Genomic DNA, 16,056 nt, shown 5'->3' with positions numbered 1-16,056 from the left:
GAGCCTTCGGTGTAGAGCCGGCCGTCGCCGCGCTTGGCGTTTTCCCGCCGCGCCAGAAAGCCGATGCCGTAGTAGTTGGTGTCGCCGTCGCCCCTTACTTCGTCCCGGCCGCTGAAGCTGTTGTAGCTGTCGTAGCTGCCCCAGCCGGCTTCGAGGAAGCCGCCGTAGGTGAGGCGGGCACCGCTTCCGGCCCCTTTGGCAAAAGACAGGCCGACGAGCAAGGATGGGCCTTTAACGTCAACGTAGGAGCCGGTGTTGTGCCGCGTGTCGCTGTAGCCCATGGCGGCAAAGACGGCCGGGCCTTGCTCGCGGCGGGCTTGTCTGCCGGCCTCTTTGATGCCTTCTTTTTCCAAAAGGTCGGCCCCTTGGTTGAGGAAGGCCGGGCCGGCCAGCCGGCCTTCGGAGAGGGCCTTGGCCGCCGGGTTGAGCCAGCTGGATTTGACGGTAGCGATCAGATAGTTGCCGCTTTGCGCAACGTCAAAGTCATACAGATGGAAAACGCCCTGGCTGCCTTTTACGGTTTGAGGGGCTATGCCGCCGCCAAAGCTTGTTGTGGCTTCAATCAGGCCGACCGTGTCGCCCGCAGCCAGCCTGTTATTGCCGCCGCCGGTGATTTCGATGCCTTGGATCGTGGCGGCGGCGCTCATAGTAACATTTTCGGCGGTAAGGGCGAACCCGCCGACTTTGGCGTAGTCGATTTTGAAGTCGTAGGCGTCGAAATTGCTGACGTTGTTGATAGAGCCTGTTTGCACTATGTTGTAGAGCCTAAGGATGTTGCCGCTGCCCGTTCCCGCCCCGCTGTAGCCGCACAAGATAGTGTTCGCAAAACCAATGCCGCCGGTCAGGGTAACGATGTTGTTGTTGGCTGCGCGGCCGCCGCTTCCTACGTGGCCGCCGGAGATGGTTGCCCCGGCGTTAATCGTGGTCGAAGTGCCGACGCCGCCGATCAGCGATATTTCATTCTTGGATGCGTTGCCATTGCCGGCCCAGCCGCCGTAGACGCTGCCGATGTTCAGGCTGTCGGTTATGGTTACTTTGTTGCCCTCGGCGTTGCCTTCGCCTGTTACCCGTCCGCCGTAGACGAAGTAGCCGCCATCTGAGTTTTTAATGTTTACTTTGTTGCCCTCGGCCTTGCCGTTTCCGTCAACCCTGCCGCCGACGACATCTGCCCAGCTAACCGAGCCGCCTTCGATCCATATCTCGTTGCCGCTGGCGCTGCCGGCCAAAACCTGGCCGCCGTAGCCGCCGTAATTGCCATTTAAGTTTTTAATGGTTATTTTGTTGCCTTCGGCCTTGCCGCCCACTGCAATTCCGCCGACAAAAGATCCCCAGCCGCTGACCGTGCCGCCCTCGATCCATATCTCGTTGCCGAGGGCGCTGCCGGCCTGAACAAAGCCGCCGCTGACGCTGTAGCCGCCATTTAAGTTTTTAATGGTTATTTTGTTGCCCTCGGCCTTGCCGCCCGACACTATGCCGCCGACAACATCTCTCCCGTCAGCCGCCGAGCCGCCTTCGATCAATATTTCGTTGCCGGTAACGTTGCCGTCGCCGTTAACCAGTCCGCCGTAGACTAAGTAGCCGCTATCTAAGTTTTTAATGGCTACTTTGTTGCCCTCGACGTTGCCGTCGCCGTCAACCCAGCCGCCGGCAACATCTCTCCCGTCAGCCGCCGAGCCGCCTTCGATCAATATTTCGTTGCCGGTAACGTTGCCGTCGCCGTTAACCTGTCCGCCGCAGGCGCTGTAGCCGCCATCTAAGTTTTTAATGGTTACTTTGTTGCCCTCGGCGTTGCCGTTTACTTTAACCTGTCCGCCGGCAACATTTGCCCAGATAGCCGCCGAGCCGCCTTCGATCAATATTTCGTTGCCGGCAACGTCGCCGTCGCCGTTAACCTGTCCGCCGTAGGCGGAGTAGTGGCCATCTAAGTTTTTAATGGCTACTTTGTTGCCCTCGGCGTCGCCATCGCCGTCAACCCGGCCGCCAACGATGTCGCCGTAGACGGTAAGGGTACCGGTGCCGTTGTTTGCGACCGCAACGCTGTTTTTCGCGGTGTTGCCGCTGCCAAGGGAGAGGCCGCCGACAACATGGGCGGCACTGCCAGAAGCGCCGATGGTGAGGGTTTCGGCGTTTTCCGCCGTAACATCGACTGTGTTGCCGGAGGCGTGGCCGGTGGAAACCGTATCTAAAACTACGCCGCCGGCGATGCTGCCTGCAATGTCGCCGCCGCCCGTTACGCTAACTTCGTTTTCTTTGGCGCTGCCGGCCGCGCCGGTTCCGGACACCAGGCCGCCGATGACGGCGTAAAGAGTACCGCCGAGATCGTGTCCCTCCAGCCCACCGCCGGCGTAGTCCGCTTTGTTGCCGGCGGCGTCGCCCGTATAGCTGACCCCGCCGACGAGGACGGAGGCTTTATTGGAACCGCCCGAATATTTGGCCGTGTTGCCGGTTATGTTTGCGTTGTCGGCATTTTGCGCGATGCCGCCGAAGACGAAGGTAGGACAGTTAGGGTCGGTTCCGGCAACATCCCATTCGTTATTGCTGCCGTAAAACAAAAGCCCTGAAATGGAAGGCGGGCTGCCAAACAAACTGCTGTAGAACCATTCGGTCGCTCCGGTTGTGAATGTCGCCAGCTTAGAGCCCGAAGCGGCATCCCCGTTAAAAGAGTCGCTGCTTGCCCGCGCCGGCGGCGCGCCGAGGAAGAGGAACGCAACGCCCGCCCCCAGCGCGACGCTTTTCAGACTGCGCGGCATTTTGCCAAGTCGTCTCATGTGATGGTTTCTCCTTCTGATTTGCGTTTTTTTGCCATGTGTTCTATAATCATTGCAGGCAAGGCAGGGGCAGACAGGCCGTTTCCGGCGCGAGGTAACGGAATGGGTAAACTGTTACCTGCTTGGGAGCGAAATTTGGCCTGTAAAGCCGCTTGGCCATTGTGGGCAGCAATGCCTGTCCGCCCCGAGGCAAAATAAAAATGCCGGAAACCCGGCATTTGACGCGCAAATAAAAAAACGGCAGGTAACAGTTTACCCATTCTGTTACCTACACGGTTTATCGTTGACCAAACCCTTGCGGGGCTGGTCAAATCGGCGATAAATTCAGCCGCCCATCGGCCGCTTTTGTTTTGCCGCTGTACATTCACTCTGCTGTTATCTGCGTTTATACCATGATAATATGCAACTTGCGCCGTTGTCAAATAAAAAAGACTTGTGAAAAGTCACAAGCAAGGACGGATGTCCGCGATTCTTCGCATGCCACTAAACTATTGTCAAAACCGACATCGCGCAAGGCGGCGTTTTGTGGGACAAGTCCTATGGACGAAAACGATCATCGCTAAAGGCAGCGGTAGGCATACAGTCCGTTTGCGTGCCGGATAACTTGCGCGGATGTCTATGGCTGCTTGTACGCCGATGAAACCTGCGCATAGGCAATTCGCTTGACAAAAACAATGCGCAAGCGAAATAATGTCTTCGCTTGCGCCGGGGAAAGCAGCGCTTGCGCGGCCCGCCATGCGTCCCCAATATGCTCCCGCAGAACGCTCCTTCGGCTATGGCTCGTCCCGCAGACGGGAAGATATGCCTGCCGCTAAGTCGCGCATTAATATTGGTAATTTATTTTTATCCATACGGTGCGCCCGGGTTCGTTCACGCGAAAGGACGAAGCTATGCCCAGCGCGGGAATGCCGGCGCCCGACCGGCTGATAAATTCGGCGTAGTTTTTGTCAAAAATATTATCGACGCCGAACGCCACTGTAAGATCTTTGCCCGCCCTATAGGCGGCGTGAGCCGAAAGGACGCCGAACCCTCCGTTTGCGCCCAGATCATAATTTATTTCGCTGCCGCTGTTTAAATCATAATGTTTTTTGGCGTTGACGATGCGCCACAGCACGCCGGCTTCCACTTTTTTGTGGCTGTATTTAAGGCCAAGCGTACCCTCGAGCGGCGGGATTTGCGCCAGAGGTCTATGGTCGGAGTCGTTGCTGCCGTGCACGTAGGCCAAAGAGGCGGTTAACGCCCACTCTTTGTTAAGTTGGCAGGACACGTCTATTTCGCCGCCGTATAGCGAGGCGTCGATGTTTTCCGCCGTCTTTGCGTTTGGAACATTGGCGTTCCTGAACAAGATAAAGTCGCCGACATCGGCATAAAACGCCGACAGGCTGGCTTTTAGCTTGCCGGAACTATAGATGAGGCCGGCGTCAAGTTGCGTATTTTTCTCCGGTTTTAAATAAAAGCGAGTGCGCCGTTCCCAATAATCGGCCGGCCTTTGGGCGTGGCCGATGCCGACGTATGATGTAACAGGCATGCGGGCATGGTCGCGTTCATAGCGCAGGAAAGCGCCGTAGGTCCGGTTAACGTCCTTGTCCGCGTTCCTCGCGTCCTTCGCTTCTATGCGGTCGATCCTCAATCCGGCCAGCAGCCTTTTGTCTTTTGGCAAAAGGTGTTTAAATTCGCCAAACAAGCCGTAATTGGTGAAAACCAAATCGCGCGTCATGGCGGTATCGTAAATTCCCATCATGTTGGCGCTTCGGCTGGCGTGTTTGTTCTTTTGGTAATCTATGCCAACCGTAGCGGAAGTCGCCTTGCCTAAAATCAAGTCCGCCGCCAGCCGCACGCCATTGGCCGTCCGGTCAACCTCCATCCCCATCTTCATCATGCCGGGCGGACGCAAGGAATAGTTGTCCATCACGTGATCCACGTAATTGCGAAATATTTTAAATTCCAGATTGCCGACGACCGGCGACAGATTTTGCTTGTTGAATTTAAAGGAATACTCATCGCGGTCAAACTTCGCGCCGTCCATCCCCCTGCCGCCGTAGGCCGCCTTGGCGTCGCTTGTGCCGACAGTAATTTCGTACAAGGTGCGGCTGTCCGGCGTATAGCCGACAATGCCGGTCAAATTGTTGCGGGTATAATATGAATGGATTTTATTGCCATTGCCGTCCTTATAGTCGTTGGAATCTGACCTTGTCCTGATAATGCGCGCATATCCTTCGACGTCGCCGGCGGCAATGTCCAGCAATTCATCGTTGCGCCCGTTGCCGCCGATGAGTAAGCTGCTATTAATACGGATGCCCGGCTTGTCGAACCGTTCCGTCTGCCGCTCGAACAGCACCGTCCCGGCGATGTTGCCGCCGCCATATTTCACTGTTTCCGGGCCTTTCAAAATAGTAATCTTGCTGTACGTTTCGGGAAATACATAGGAAGTAGTCGGATCCATCCGGTTTGGGCAGGCGCCAAACTGAAAGGCGCCGTCCAACAAAACATTAAGGCGCGTCCCCCCCAGGCCCCGCAAAACCGGATCGCCGCCGCTGCCTCCCTGCCTGGCTACAGAAAAGCCGGGAATATTTTTCAGATAGCCGCCGCCGTCAGCGGCCGGCAACGGCTGCCGGGGAAAGCGCGGGTCGGTTTCCAGCGTTAACGGGCCGCTGGCAAGCGGAGCGGTAACGACGATGCTCTCCAGCTTAAATTCCGGCAGAGCTTTTTCTTCTTTCGCCGCCGCCCAAGCAGTCCGAGCGCCGACGGAGATTGGCAGCAAAGCACAAATGCCGGCCAGTATCCGCAATTTGCGCAATTTTCGCATTTGAAATGCCCTCCTGTTTTTCTGTATTGCCGCAGCAACCCTGAAGGCGGAAAAGTTTAAACTTTTCCGCCTTCAGGGTTGCTGATCAGCTGCTTTTAATTATAAACAGCTATATAATCCATATCTATCGGCTAAAAGTATATTTATTTTGCCCTAAAGCACTATGTTGGCCAAAAACATCTATTGCGGACAAATTTTCCGCAAATAAAATATGAGGCGGCTGAATGCCCGTCAATTATTCGTTTCAAGCGGTTTTACATTCTGCCAACGGCTTGCCCTGATACGCTTTTTGGGTTTTGCGGCACGAATGTCCGCGCATTTATGCAGGTATAAAAATTTATTCAAACCTTGACAGCAACAATTATTTGTGCTAAATTTATAAAGCAATTGAAAGCAGAAGCATATCCGCTTCTCACCTTGCGGCTATGTACGCCGGGTAAAATAAAAGTATCCTGATAAATGTATGCTTTGGCGGATAGAACTTCTATTCGTTTTTATTTTTTTGGAGGTGAACAGTTATAAGCAAAGAGGGCTTGCGTATCAATGAGGAAATCCGCGCCAGAGAAGTCCGCGTCAATACCGACACGGGAGAGCAGATAGGCATAATGTCGTTGCACGACGCTCTTTTGGAGGCGCAAAAACGCCAAATGGATTTGGTTGAAATAGCGCCTGCCGGCAAACCGCCGGTTTGCCGGATCATGGATTACGGCAAATATCGCTACGAGCGGCAAAAGCGTGACAAAGACGTCCGCAAAAAGCAAAAAATTGTCAATATTAAAGAAGTTAAACTGCGCCCCAAGATTGAAGAGCATGATTTCCAGGTTAAATTAAAAAACGCCTTGAAGTTTTTGGCTGACGGCGACAAGGTCAAGATCGGCGTAACTTTTCGCGGCCGTGAACTTATGCATATAGACCTTGGGAAAAAAGTGCTTGACCGTATGACCGATTCGCTGCGGGACATTGCCGTAATTGAACGCGAAGCCAAACTGGAAGGCCGCAGCATGATTTTGATCGTTGCGCCCAAAGCCAGCAACAAATAATATTTTAGCAGGAGGGTAGACATGCCTAAAACCAAAACCAGAAGAAGCGCCGCCAAACGGTTCAAAATCACCGGTACAGGCGAGTTTAAACGCGCCAAAGCCTTTAGAAGCCATATACTGGAAAAAAAGTCCCCCGGCAGGAAACGCAACCTCCGAAAAGCCGCGCTTGTCAGCAAAGCCGACCATGACAGGGTCGCCAAGATGTTGCCTTATATTTAAAAATCCTTATAATCCATAGGAGGTATTATCATGCCAAGAGCAACCGCCGGTGTAACCGCGCATAAGCGCCATAAAAAAATCCTTAAGTTGGCCAAGGGCTATCGCGGCGCGAGAAGCAAACTTTTCCGAAAAGCAAATGAAACCGTTATGAAGGCCCTCTATTACGCAAGACGCGACCGGCGAGCCAAAAAGGGCGAATTCAGAAGGTTGTGGATAACTCGCATAAACGCGGCCGCCCGCATTAACGGTTTAAGTTACAGTAAGTTAATCGACGGTTTGAAAAAAGCAAAAATATTGGTTGACCGCAAAATATTGGCCGAGTTGGCGGTAAGCGACGCCGGCGCTTTTGCCAGGCTGGTCGAGGCCGCTAAAGCCGCCAAACAATGAAAGCCGGCGCGAAGAAGTTTACAGGCCGTCAGGAAAGTTCCCGGAGAAGGACAATCTGTTGGCAGATTTTTACGCATAAAGCTACGGGTTGTCCATCTTTATGTTTTTAATCCGGAGCTTTTTGGGCGGTCTGCGGTTTTGTTTGCGGGCAAGCGGAACTTTTTGTTTTTTCGGCAGGAATTACGCCTCCGGCAGACGAATTTTAATTTTACGACATGCAAATTTCAAACAAGGAGGGGATTCCAATGCCTTTAGTGCCAATGCGCAAAATTTTGCGGGCGGCCCATGAGCAAAAATACGCCGTGGGCGGCTTTAATGTATTTAATTTTGAAACGCTTGTAGCTGTCATTGAAGTCGCTGAAGAGACAAAATCACCGGTTGTCATAGGCTTGTCCGAGCGGCTGTTTCACTTTGTCAACGCCGACCTTTTGGCGCACGCCATGGTAAGGGCGGCCGAAAAAGCGGCCGTGCCCGTTGCCGTGCATCTGGATCATGGGCAAAGCTATGAGGGCATAATGAAGGCCATTCGTTGGGGCTTCAGTTCGGTTATGTATGATGGCTCAAAGTTGCCTTTTGAGGAAAACGCCGCCAGGCTAAGGAACGTTTCCCGCATAGCTCACGCGCTTGACGTGAGCGTGGAAGGGGAAATCGGTTACGGGCCCGAATATGATTTCGATAAAATTGCCGAGTTGGCTGAGAGAACGAAAATTGACGCGTTGGGGCTGGATACAGACCTTCCGCATATAAGCATAGAGTTTATTGGCAAAGCAGACGATCGGACAGGAATTCCGCTGGTGATGCACGGGGGAAAGAGAGACAGGCACAACCCGGCGTTTTACCGCCCTTACATTGATGCGGGCGTTAACAAGGTAAACGTGGCTACCGACATGTCAAGCGTAGCCGCGCGCACGCTTAAAACACAATTGCCGCAAAATGAAAACGCCAACTATATAACATTGATGAATGAAGTTAAACGGGCGGTCAAAGAATCTGTTACCAAATATATGCTGGCCTTCGGCTGCGTGTCGAAAGCCGTGAACAATTTGAAATAACGGGACAGGAATTGACCGGCGAGGTTGATTATTTGGTTTTCAGGACGTTGAGGCGGTTTTCGCGGTTAGGCACGCTGACAAAAATTGCGGCGCGGCCTCCGCAAGGTTAGGGAAACCGGCCAAAAGGCCGCTTTTCATGCGGATGGCGGACGCGGCGCTTTGCCTTGGCGCTACAAGACCTTTTAAACGCCGGGGGGGTTATGTTAAAAAAACTCGAAATTATTTGCTCCAAATGCCAAAAGCCTTATCGGGCAGGGAAAACCTTGTTTTACGCGGATGATTTCAAAAGTGCCGATTTTGGCGGGATCAAGTTGATTTGCCCGAGTTGCCTGTCCGAGTGGCGCAATTATTGGAATATTGACAAAGCGCATTTTTTTGAAAAGGCCGGCGCGTTGTACGTAAATATAAAACTTGCCAATGGCGATACCTATGAACAGCTTGACTGTACGGCGATGGACGATATTGTCGTGTTAAGCCGCGATGTACCGTTGCGGGCGCAAAACAAGCTTTATAAGATTTATAAAAAGTGGCATGGCGAAAAGATGAAAGATTGTTTAAAAAGCTGTGTTTTCAGTGAGTCTTTCATGCGCACGTCTTTTACCTGCGAGACTTTCGGCGGCAGCAAGTACGACGATGTCGCTTTTCGTTTCAACCGCGCGGGAATTTTGGAAACGGAATTGGAAATCCCGGAGATTATCAAAAAGCAAATTGCGGAAAAATGGAGCATTTACGAAATTGCCAGCATAGCGGCTGACGGCGATCGTAAAACATAGAGAGGGTTTTAATGTCATTTGTCAATGAAATAGGGCAGCGGCGCACTTTTGCCATTATTTCCCATCCGGACGCGGGAAAAACAACGCTTACGGAAAAACTTTTGCTTTACGGGGGCGCCATTCATTTGGCCGGGACGGTGAAAGCGCGCAAAAGCCAAAAATACGCAGTGTCCGATTGGATGGAAATTGAAAAACAGCGCGGAATATCAGTAGCATCCAGCGTCTTGCAGTTCAATTATAAAGGATATAAGGTAAATGTGCTTGATACGCCGGGGCATCAGGATTTCAGCGAAGATACTTACCGGACCCTGACGGCTGCCGACAGCGCGGTTATGCTGATTGACGCGGCCAAGGGGGTAGAGGGGCAGACGAGAAAACTTTTCCGGGTTTGCCGGCAAAGGAAAATACCGGTTTTCACTTTTATTAACAAGCTTGACCGTTATGGCCGCAATCCGTTTGAATTAATGGATGAAATAGAGAAAGTGCTCGGCATAAGGTCTTGTCCGCTCAACTGGCCGATCGGGGTGAACGGCAGGTATTGCGGCATCTATGATCGGCAAAAAAATTTCGCCGATGTTTTTGTCCATGACGGCAGTCACGGCGCAAAACAAATAGCAGCGGCGCGTTACGATCCAAAGGACGAGGCTTTCCGGGAAAAAGTGGGCGAAGAGGCGTTTTCGGCCCTTTGCGGCGACTTGGAACTGCTTGACGTTGCGGGCGATCCTTTTGCGCCGGAGAAGATAATGGCCGGCGAACTTACGCCCATGTTTTTTGGCAGCGCCATGACTAACTTTGGGGTGGAAGTTTTCCTGGAAGAATTTTTGCGCCTGTCGCCGCCGCCCAGTCCGCGGCCATTGAAAGACGGTACCCGGCGCGACCCTGACAATCCGCTTTTTTCCGCCTTTATTTTTAAAATCCAGGCCAATATGAATCCCGGGCATCGCGATCGTATAGCCTTTTTCCGTGTTTGTTCCGGTGTTTTCGCTAAAGGGATGACCGTTTGCCATGTGCAGGGGGGCAAAAACATACGCCTTAGCCAGCCGCAACAGTTTCTGGCGCAGGAGCGGGAGATCGTGGACAAAGCTTATCCGGGGGACATACTCGGCGTGTTTGATCCCGGCATATTCGCGATAGGCGACACCCTTTGCGATGAAAACGAAAATATAAGTTTTGAGGATTTTCCCGTTTTTCCGCCGGAACAATTCGCCCGCGTACAACCCAAAGAGACACTTAAACGCAAACAATTCGTAAAAGGGATAGAGCAGTTGGGGCAGGAAGGGGCAGTACAGATATTCAGGCAGCCGGCCGCAGCGTCGGATTATTATATAATAGGGGCGGTGGGCGCCCTGCAAATGGAAGTGCTCGCTTACAGGCTGCGCGGCGAATACGGAGTGGAGCTTATGATCACGGCTTTGTCTTACTCTATGGCCCGTTGGCTGCGGGGAGAAGAAAAATATCTCTCGAACATGAAAGGGCTTGACAACGGCATGCTGGTGCTGGACAAAAAGGGCGCCCCCGTCGTTTTAGTTAACAATGCCTGGAATTTAAATTGGCTGATTGAGCGCAATCCGGAGATAACATTTCTGGAAGCGCCGAACGCGTTGAAAGATGGCTGACGCTTTTTGGCTTTTGGACGTCAAGGTGGAGCCTTACACCATGGACGGGGCGGCGTACGCTTTAAGCCGCAACCTGCGAAACAAAAGGCCGGCTTTTGTCGCAATGGTCAATACGGAAATAATTATGCGCTGCCAAAAAGATCCAATGTTTAAAAGCATAATCAATTCCGCCGACTTTATTTTGCCGGATGGCACAGGCATTGTCTGGGCAGGCAGGCATTTGGGGCATAAGGTGCCTGAACGGGTTACCGGCTGTGATTTGATTGAGGAACTATTCAAATTGGCGGATCGGAATATGTACAGGATTTTTTTGCTTGGCGCCGCTCCCGGAGTGGCCGAGGCGGCAATTGAAAGCAGCAGGGCAAAATATCCCGGCGCCGTTTTCGCCGGCTGCCGCGATGGGTTTTTTCCTGAAAGCGAAACGCCCGGGATCATCGCGAGAATAAATCAGGCACAGGCGGACATATTGTTGGTGGCTCTCGGTTCGCCCAAACAGGAAAAGTGGATTTTCGCCAATCGCGCAAAATTGAACAGTACGGTTTTCTTAGGCGTCGGCGGTTCCTTCGACGTTATGGCGGGAAGGGTCGCCCGTGCGCCGCGTTTTATGCAAAAAGCCGGTTTGGAGTGGCTTTTTCGCCTTTATAAACAACCCGGCCGCTTTTGGCGCATGTTGGCCATACCCAAATTTATTTTTTGCGTTTTGTCAAAACGAAAAGGATTAGACAAAGGTTAACCGGTGTATTATAATATTTGGGGATTGTTTCTTTCCCACCGTAAGGAGCAAAGCCAATCTCATGCAATCTTTCATTGTAAAAGAAGGTTATGGCGTAATTGCTGTCTGTTTGGCCGCAGCCGCTATTTTAACGGCCTTTGTGTCGCCTTTGTGGGGAATGCCGTTTTTTGTGTTGTTTTCTTTTATGCTGTTTTTTTTCCGCAATCCCGCGCGCGTCCTGCCTAACGACGATAACGCTGTTTTCTCGCCGGCCGACGGCACGGTTATGGATGTCGCCGATTTTGCCGACCAAGAATATCTTGACGCCGAAGCGAAAAAAATAACGGTGTTCCTTTCCGTTTTTGACGTTCATGTGAACAGGAGCCCGGTCAGGGGGGAGATAAAGTATCAAAGTTATACCTGTGGGCGTTTCCGTCCAGCTTATAAAAGCATCGCTTCTTTTGAAAACGAGCGGCACGCCATTGGGATAGAAAATGAAAAAATCAAAATACTTGTTATACAAATAGCGGGAATATTGGCCCGCAGAATAGTGTCGTGGGTAACATTGGGCTGCGACTTGAAGCAAGGCCAAAGGTACGGCATGATAAAATTCGGCTCCAGCACAGAACTGGTAGTCCCCAAAAATGTCCGCGTCCTGGTGAAAAAGGGCGACAAAGTAAAAGGCGGCGTTACGGTGATTGGAAGGATAGACGATTGAAGGTTCCGCGTTCATTGATACCAAATGCTTTTACGTCGCTCAACCTGGCTTTTGGTATTTTATCTATAATCAAAGCAATTGAAAAAGATTATTTTTCCTCCGGCATACTGATCATGATGGCCGTGTTGGCGGACGCCTGCGATGGACGGGCGGCGCGCTATTTCGGCGTCAGCGGCGATTTCGGCAAGGAACTGGACTCGCTTTGCGACGTGGTGTCTTTCGGCGTGTCGCCGGCGATATTGATGCATCAAATGTATCTTTACGGCGCCAATGCGTTATATCTTTTTTTCGTAGTTGTTTATGCTGTCTGCGCGGCTCTGCGTTTAGCCAGGTTCAACGTGGACGCGGCTAATGTGCAGGGTTATTTTATGGGGCTGCCTTCGCCGGGCGCCGCCTGCTTTTTAGCTTCCGCCGCCATAGCCGGCATAGAGGCGTCTCCCGCCTGCGCGGCTGCCGGCCTCTTCGTTTCCGGCCTTTTGATGTACAGCAAAGTGCGTTATCCTGATTTCAAAGGCAAAGGCAACCCGATAAAGCCTCCGGCCGCTGTCTTGTGTTCGTTGTCGGCCGGGTATATATTATACTTGTCGCCAACCTTGGCAAGCATACCTTTTGCGCTCATTTTTGCCTTTCTTGCCGCAGGCGTAGTCAATTTTTTTTACGTGCGCTTTACCAGCGGCTATGACTGATTTGCCCGGTTTTTTGCCCGAGGCGCACGTAGTCGGTCTTTAAGCGGGAAAAAAGGAGTATTGATGTATGGTTATGCCTCTTGATTTTATTATGGCGCCTGTGCAGGCGTTTTTGCTTGCTATCGCTTTTTATTATTTGATAGTGTCTTTTTTCGGGTTTTATCGCGTCAAGGACAAGACGGTATTCCCTCCGCAGAAAAGATTTGCCGTAATTGTCGCCGCGCACAATGAGGAAAGGGTTATCGCGTCTTTGATCGAAAATCTGCGTATGCTCAATTATCCGGACAGTCTTTACGATATACATGTTGTGGCCGACAACTGCGACGATATGACCGCTCAAATCGCGCGGCAGCACAACGCGATCGTGCATGAGCGCCGCCATGACAGGGAAAAAGGCAAAGGTTACGCTTTGGAATGGATGTTTGCCCGGTTGTTCGCGGCCGGCAAGCATTATGATGCCGTAGCCGTTTTTGATGCGGACAACCTTGTGCACCCGATGTTTTTGCAGGAAATGAACAATTGCCTTTGCAAAGGGAAGAAAGTGATACAAGGGTATCTTGATTGCAAAAACCCCAATGACACTTGGGTATCGGCAACCTTTTCCATTGGCTTTTGGGTCGTTGACCACGCATGGCATTTAGCCAAGCATAATTTGGGTCTTTCCAGCGTGCTGGGGGGGACCGGCATGTGCATTTCAACGGATGTTTTGCGTGAGCACGGGTGGGGGGCGACTTGTCTTACCGAAGACATGGAATTTACCATGAAGGCTTTGTTGAAAGGCGTCCCTACGTACTGGGCGCATGACGCCATTGTGTACGACGAGAAGCCCCTGACTTTCAAACAGTCTTGGCATCAACGCAAACGCTGGGCGCAGGGCCACTTTGACGTTGCCGCCCGCTATGTTCCCCGGCTTTTTGCCAATGGTTTGAAACAACGCAATATACATATGTTTGACGGTATAATTCATCTTTTGCAGCCTTACTTTCTTTTGATTTCAACCGCATTTTTCCTTTGCAATATATTAAACGACAGCTATCCTCTTTACACCAATGTTTTCCGAAAATATCTGCCTTTGGAATTATGGGTGTTTATCTGCCTGTGGCAGTATATTTTGCCTTTGCTTGTTTTGTTTAAAGTCCGCGCCTCGCTGAAAACTTTTGGTTATTTTATTTTGTACCCGGTATTTATCTATTCATGGGTTCCGATAACGATACTTGGGTTCATCGACAGGAACAAGCGGGAATGGAGCCACACCATCCATACCAGGAACATAAGCTACCAGGAAATGGCCGCAGCGGAAAAGTTTGGCGGCTGTCAAGCCGGCGTGTCGGACATTTGTTCGGGAAAACCGCGTTCAAGCGGCTCTTATCACATTTATAACGAGGCGTAATGCAATTGAGAATATTATTGACCAATGACGATGGGATTGCGGCGGCAGGATTGCATGCCCTCTTTGTCGCGCTGAAAGAGGCCGGACACAATGTAACCGTCGCCGCCCCCGCTTTTGAAAATAGCGCCATAAGCCATGCGATCACCGTGCGCGATCCTATCTTTGTCGATGAATATGAAATTGGCGGCCATGGAAATATTGGCTGGTCGATAGGCGGGCATCCCGCCGACTGTGTAAAACTCGCTTTGGAGGTTTTGCTCTCCGAACCGCCGGAAATTGTTGTTTCCGGGATCAACAACGGGCCAAACACAGGGCTTGACACCATTTATTCGGGTACGGTAAGCGCCGCCATGGAAGCGTGCATGCATAACGTGCCGGCGATTGCGTTTTCGCTTGACAGCAAATCGCGCAAAGCCGACTATACAGTCGCGGCGGAAATCGCTTTAAATATCGTCGGCGAATATGGAAAATTTGCTTTGCCTGCCGGCACTATGCTGAACGTAAATATCCCCGCTGCCGGCAAAGAACATATAAAAGGCATGCGGGTAACTGAACTTGGCAATACCGCTTATGACAACGTCTTTTCTCCGCGCCGCGATCTGCGCGGGCGCACTTATTATTGGTTAGGCGGTTCCCTGACGGTAGATTCCAAGAGGGAAATTGATTTAAATAAGGATACGGAGGCAGTAAGCGACGGTTGGGTCACTTTGACGCCGTTAAAATATGATTTGACCGATTATGCGGCATTGGCCGCGATGAAGATAGCGGCGAAAGGCAAAAATATTTAACTTCTTTTTTGCCAAGCCGCTGTTTTATATGGTAGAATACTACCATAAGGCAACAAAGAATAGTGAGAGATTCGGCATTTGCATAAGGCTCGCGGTTGGTTTGGGCGAAATGCAATACAATGATGGCCTATCGGCATTTGTGCGTTTTGGAGGCATATACTTGATAAATATAGCGTTGATTGGCGGTAGCGGCCTTTATTTGCCGGTGATGCTGAAAAATATAGAAGAGTCCGCGATCGACACTCCTTACGGACAAGTTATTTACGCGCACGGCGAGATAAATAGCAAAAGAGCAGTTTTTATGGCCAGGCACAGTCGTGACCATAGCGTGCCGCCGCATATGGTCAATTATCGTGCCAATATTTGGGCCTTAAAAAAGCTCGGCGTCAAAGCGATAATTGCCAGCACGGCGGTAGGTTCTTTGAATGCGAAAATGAAGGTTGGGGACATAGTTGTCCCCGATCAGGTGCTTGATTTTACCAAAAACCGTATCTATACTTTCTTTGACGGCAAAGACAAAAGAGTAGCGCATATTGACCTTACGGAACCATACTGCCCCTTTTTGCGTAAAATGCTTTTGCGGTGCGCGCTAAAGGACAGCTTTGTGTGCCACGGCGGCGGCACTTATGTGTGTACTGAAGGCCCGCGTTTTGAAACGGGCGCGGAAATAAAAATGTATAAAATTTTAGGTGGCGATATTGTCGGTATGACCGGAGTGCCGGAGTTGGTCCTGGCGCGGGAGGCTCAAATGTGTTATGCCGCTTTTTCGCTTGTGACCAATATGGCCGCCGGAATATCCCCAAGCCCGCTCAGCCATAAAGAAGTGTTTGATTGCATGGAAAAATCCAAAGCGGCAATTGCGCTTTACATTGAAAGTGTCTTGGCGGCTTTGGCGGAATTTGACGAAGATTGTTCCTGTCGGCACGCCTTGGACGATTTCGGCGGGTTTGCTCCATGAATACCTTGCAGTGGCAGGGCGGCTCCCTTAAAATAATTGATCAGACCAAATTGCCGCATTCTCTTTCTTACATAGTGTGTTCTGATTATAAGCGAATAATCCAGGCTATCCGCAGGCTTGAAGTAAGGGGCGCGCCGGCAATC

At 51.5% G+C, this 16,056-nt stretch carries 15 protein-coding genes and 1 other annotated feature; of the genes, 12 read left to right on the top strand and 3 right to left on the bottom strand.

Translation table 11 applies throughout. The features are described 5' to 3' along the window. The 3 genes from LBO03_02385 to LBO03_02375 form a co-directional block, all read right to left on the bottom strand. Positions 1-2,768 (bottom strand): hypothetical protein (locus LBO03_02385; GenBank protein MDR3348448.1); only part of this gene is annotated, 2,768 nt, incomplete at its 3' end. Continuing rightward, complete coding sequence (locus LBO03_02380) at positions 2,765-3,028, bottom strand: hypothetical protein (GenBank protein ID MDR3348447.1); 264 nt, start codon at positions 3,026-3,028, stop codon at positions 2,765-2,767. The genes LBO03_02385 and LBO03_02380, both read right to left, overlap by 4 nt. 563 nt (positions 3,029-3,591) lie before the next feature. Continuing rightward, positions 3,592-5,574, bottom strand: coding sequence for a TonB-dependent copper receptor (locus LBO03_02375; protein MDR3348446.1), 1,983 nt, complete (start codon positions 5,572-5,574; stop codon positions 3,592-3,594). A 385-nt stretch (positions 5,575-5,959) separates the two neighbouring features. Next, positions 5,960-6,080, top strand: a sequence feature (ribosomal protein L20 leader region). A gap of 27 nt (positions 6,081-6,107) precedes the next feature. Between LBO03_02375 and infC the strand changes: the two genes are divergently transcribed. The 12 genes from infC to mtnP all read left to right on the top strand — a co-directional run bounded on the left by infC (position 6,108) and on the right by mtnP (position 15,913). Further along, complete coding sequence (gene infC / locus LBO03_02370; protein MDR3348445.1) at positions 6,108-6,614, top strand: translation initiation factor IF-3; 507 nt, start codon at positions 6,108-6,110, stop codon at positions 6,612-6,614. A gap of 21 nt (positions 6,615-6,635) precedes the next feature. Next, positions 6,636-6,833, top strand: coding sequence for a 50S ribosomal protein L35 (gene rpmI / locus LBO03_02365; GenBank protein MDR3348444.1), 198 nt, complete (start codon positions 6,636-6,638; stop codon positions 6,831-6,833). A 30-nt stretch (positions 6,834-6,863) separates the two neighbouring features. Next, positions 6,864-7,220 carry a 50S ribosomal protein L20 gene (rplT, locus tag LBO03_02360; protein ID MDR3348443.1) on the top strand — a complete coding sequence of 119 codons (357 nt, stop codon included), beginning with the start codon at positions 6,864-6,866 and terminating at the stop codon, positions 7,218-7,220. A gap of 245 nt (positions 7,221-7,465) precedes the next feature. Continuing rightward, positions 7,466-8,272, top strand: coding sequence for a class II fructose-bisphosphate aldolase (locus tag LBO03_02355; GenBank protein MDR3348442.1), 807 nt, complete (start codon positions 7,466-7,468; stop codon positions 8,270-8,272). Between the two features lie 200 nt (positions 8,273-8,472). Next, on the top strand, positions 8,473-9,045 hold the full coding sequence (locus tag LBO03_02350; protein MDR3348441.1) for a hypothetical protein: 573 nt from the start codon (positions 8,473-8,475) through the stop codon (positions 9,043-9,045). A gap of 11 nt (positions 9,046-9,056) precedes the next feature. Then, positions 9,057-10,661 (top strand): peptide chain release factor 3, encoded by a 1,605-nt coding sequence (locus tag LBO03_02345; protein MDR3348440.1) that lies wholly within the window; start codon positions 9,057-9,059, stop codon positions 10,659-10,661. Then, complete coding sequence (locus LBO03_02340; GenBank protein ID MDR3348439.1) at positions 10,654-11,394, top strand: WecB/TagA/CpsF family glycosyltransferase; 741 nt, start codon at positions 10,654-10,656, stop codon at positions 11,392-11,394. Before LBO03_02345 ends, LBO03_02340 begins: the two co-directional genes overlap by 8 nt. 61 nt (positions 11,395-11,455) lie before the next feature. Then, positions 11,456-12,091, top strand: a complete 636-nt coding sequence (locus LBO03_02335) for a phosphatidylserine decarboxylase family protein (protein ID MDR3348438.1) — start codon at positions 11,456-11,458, stop codon at positions 12,089-12,091. Between the two features lie 14 nt (positions 12,092-12,105). Next, positions 12,106-12,777, top strand: a complete 672-nt coding sequence (gene pssA / locus LBO03_02330) for a CDP-diacylglycerol--serine O-phosphatidyltransferase (GenBank protein ID MDR3348437.1) — start codon at positions 12,106-12,108, stop codon at positions 12,775-12,777. Between the two features lie 67 nt (positions 12,778-12,844). Then, the gene (locus LBO03_02325) at positions 12,845-14,167 is read left to right on the top strand and encodes a glycosyltransferase (GenBank protein MDR3348436.1); all 1,323 of its coding nucleotides are present in this window, start codon (positions 12,845-12,847) and stop codon (positions 14,165-14,167) included. Next, a complete protein-coding gene (gene surE / locus LBO03_02320; protein ID MDR3348435.1) occupies positions 14,167-14,955 on the top strand; it encodes a 5'/3'-nucleotidase SurE in 789 nt (262 codons plus the stop codon). The genes LBO03_02325 and surE overlap by 1 nt, the downstream gene beginning before the upstream one ends. A gap of 160 nt (positions 14,956-15,115) precedes the next feature. Further along, positions 15,116-15,913 carry an S-methyl-5'-thioadenosine phosphorylase gene (gene mtnP / locus LBO03_02315; protein ID MDR3348434.1) on the top strand — a complete coding sequence of 266 codons (798 nt, stop codon included), beginning with the start codon at positions 15,116-15,118 and terminating at the stop codon, positions 15,911-15,913. The last annotated feature ends 143 nt before the right edge of the window (positions 15,914-16,056 follow it).

The organism is Acidaminococcales bacterium, assembly GCA_031290885.1.
Classification (GTDB): domain Bacteria; phylum Bacillota; class Negativicutes; order Acidaminococcales; family JAISLQ01; genus JAISLQ01.
The sequence above is the reverse complement of the archived record's forward strand: the minus strand, read 5'-3'. Positions and strand labels throughout refer to the sequence as shown.

Excerpts from the sequence above, each read along its gene's own strand:
- LBO03_02380 (MDR3348447.1), bottom strand. The coding sequence starts at position 3,028 with ATGGGTAAACTGTTACCTGCCGTTTTTTTATTTGCGCGTCAAATGCCG.
- LBO03_02375 (MDR3348446.1), bottom strand. The coding sequence starts at position 5,574 with ATGCGAAAATTGCGCAAATTGCGGATACTGGCCGGCATTTGTGCTTTG.
- rpmI (MDR3348444.1), top strand. The coding sequence starts at position 6,636 with ATGCCTAAAACCAAAACCAGAAGAAGCGCCGCCAAACGGTTCAAAATC.
- rplT (MDR3348443.1), top strand. The coding sequence starts at position 6,864 with ATGCCAAGAGCAACCGCCGGTGTAACCGCGCATAAGCGCCATAAAAAA.
- LBO03_02355 (MDR3348442.1), top strand. The coding sequence starts at position 7,466 with ATGCCTTTAGTGCCAATGCGCAAAATTTTGCGGGCGGCCCATGAGCAA.
- LBO03_02350 (MDR3348441.1), top strand. The coding sequence starts at position 8,473 with ATGTTAAAAAAACTCGAAATTATTTGCTCCAAATGCCAAAAGCCTTAT.
- LBO03_02345 (MDR3348440.1), top strand. The coding sequence starts at position 9,057 with ATGTCATTTGTCAATGAAATAGGGCAGCGGCGCACTTTTGCCATTATT.
- LBO03_02340 (MDR3348439.1), top strand. The coding sequence starts at position 10,654 with ATGGCTGACGCTTTTTGGCTTTTGGACGTCAAGGTGGAGCCTTACACC.
- LBO03_02335 (MDR3348438.1), top strand. The coding sequence starts at position 11,456 with ATGCAATCTTTCATTGTAAAAGAAGGTTATGGCGTAATTGCTGTCTGT.
- LBO03_02325 (MDR3348436.1), top strand. The coding sequence starts at position 12,845 with ATGGTTATGCCTCTTGATTTTATTATGGCGCCTGTGCAGGCGTTTTTG.
- surE (MDR3348435.1), top strand. The coding sequence starts at position 14,167 with ATGCAATTGAGAATATTATTGACCAATGACGATGGGATTGCGGCGGCA.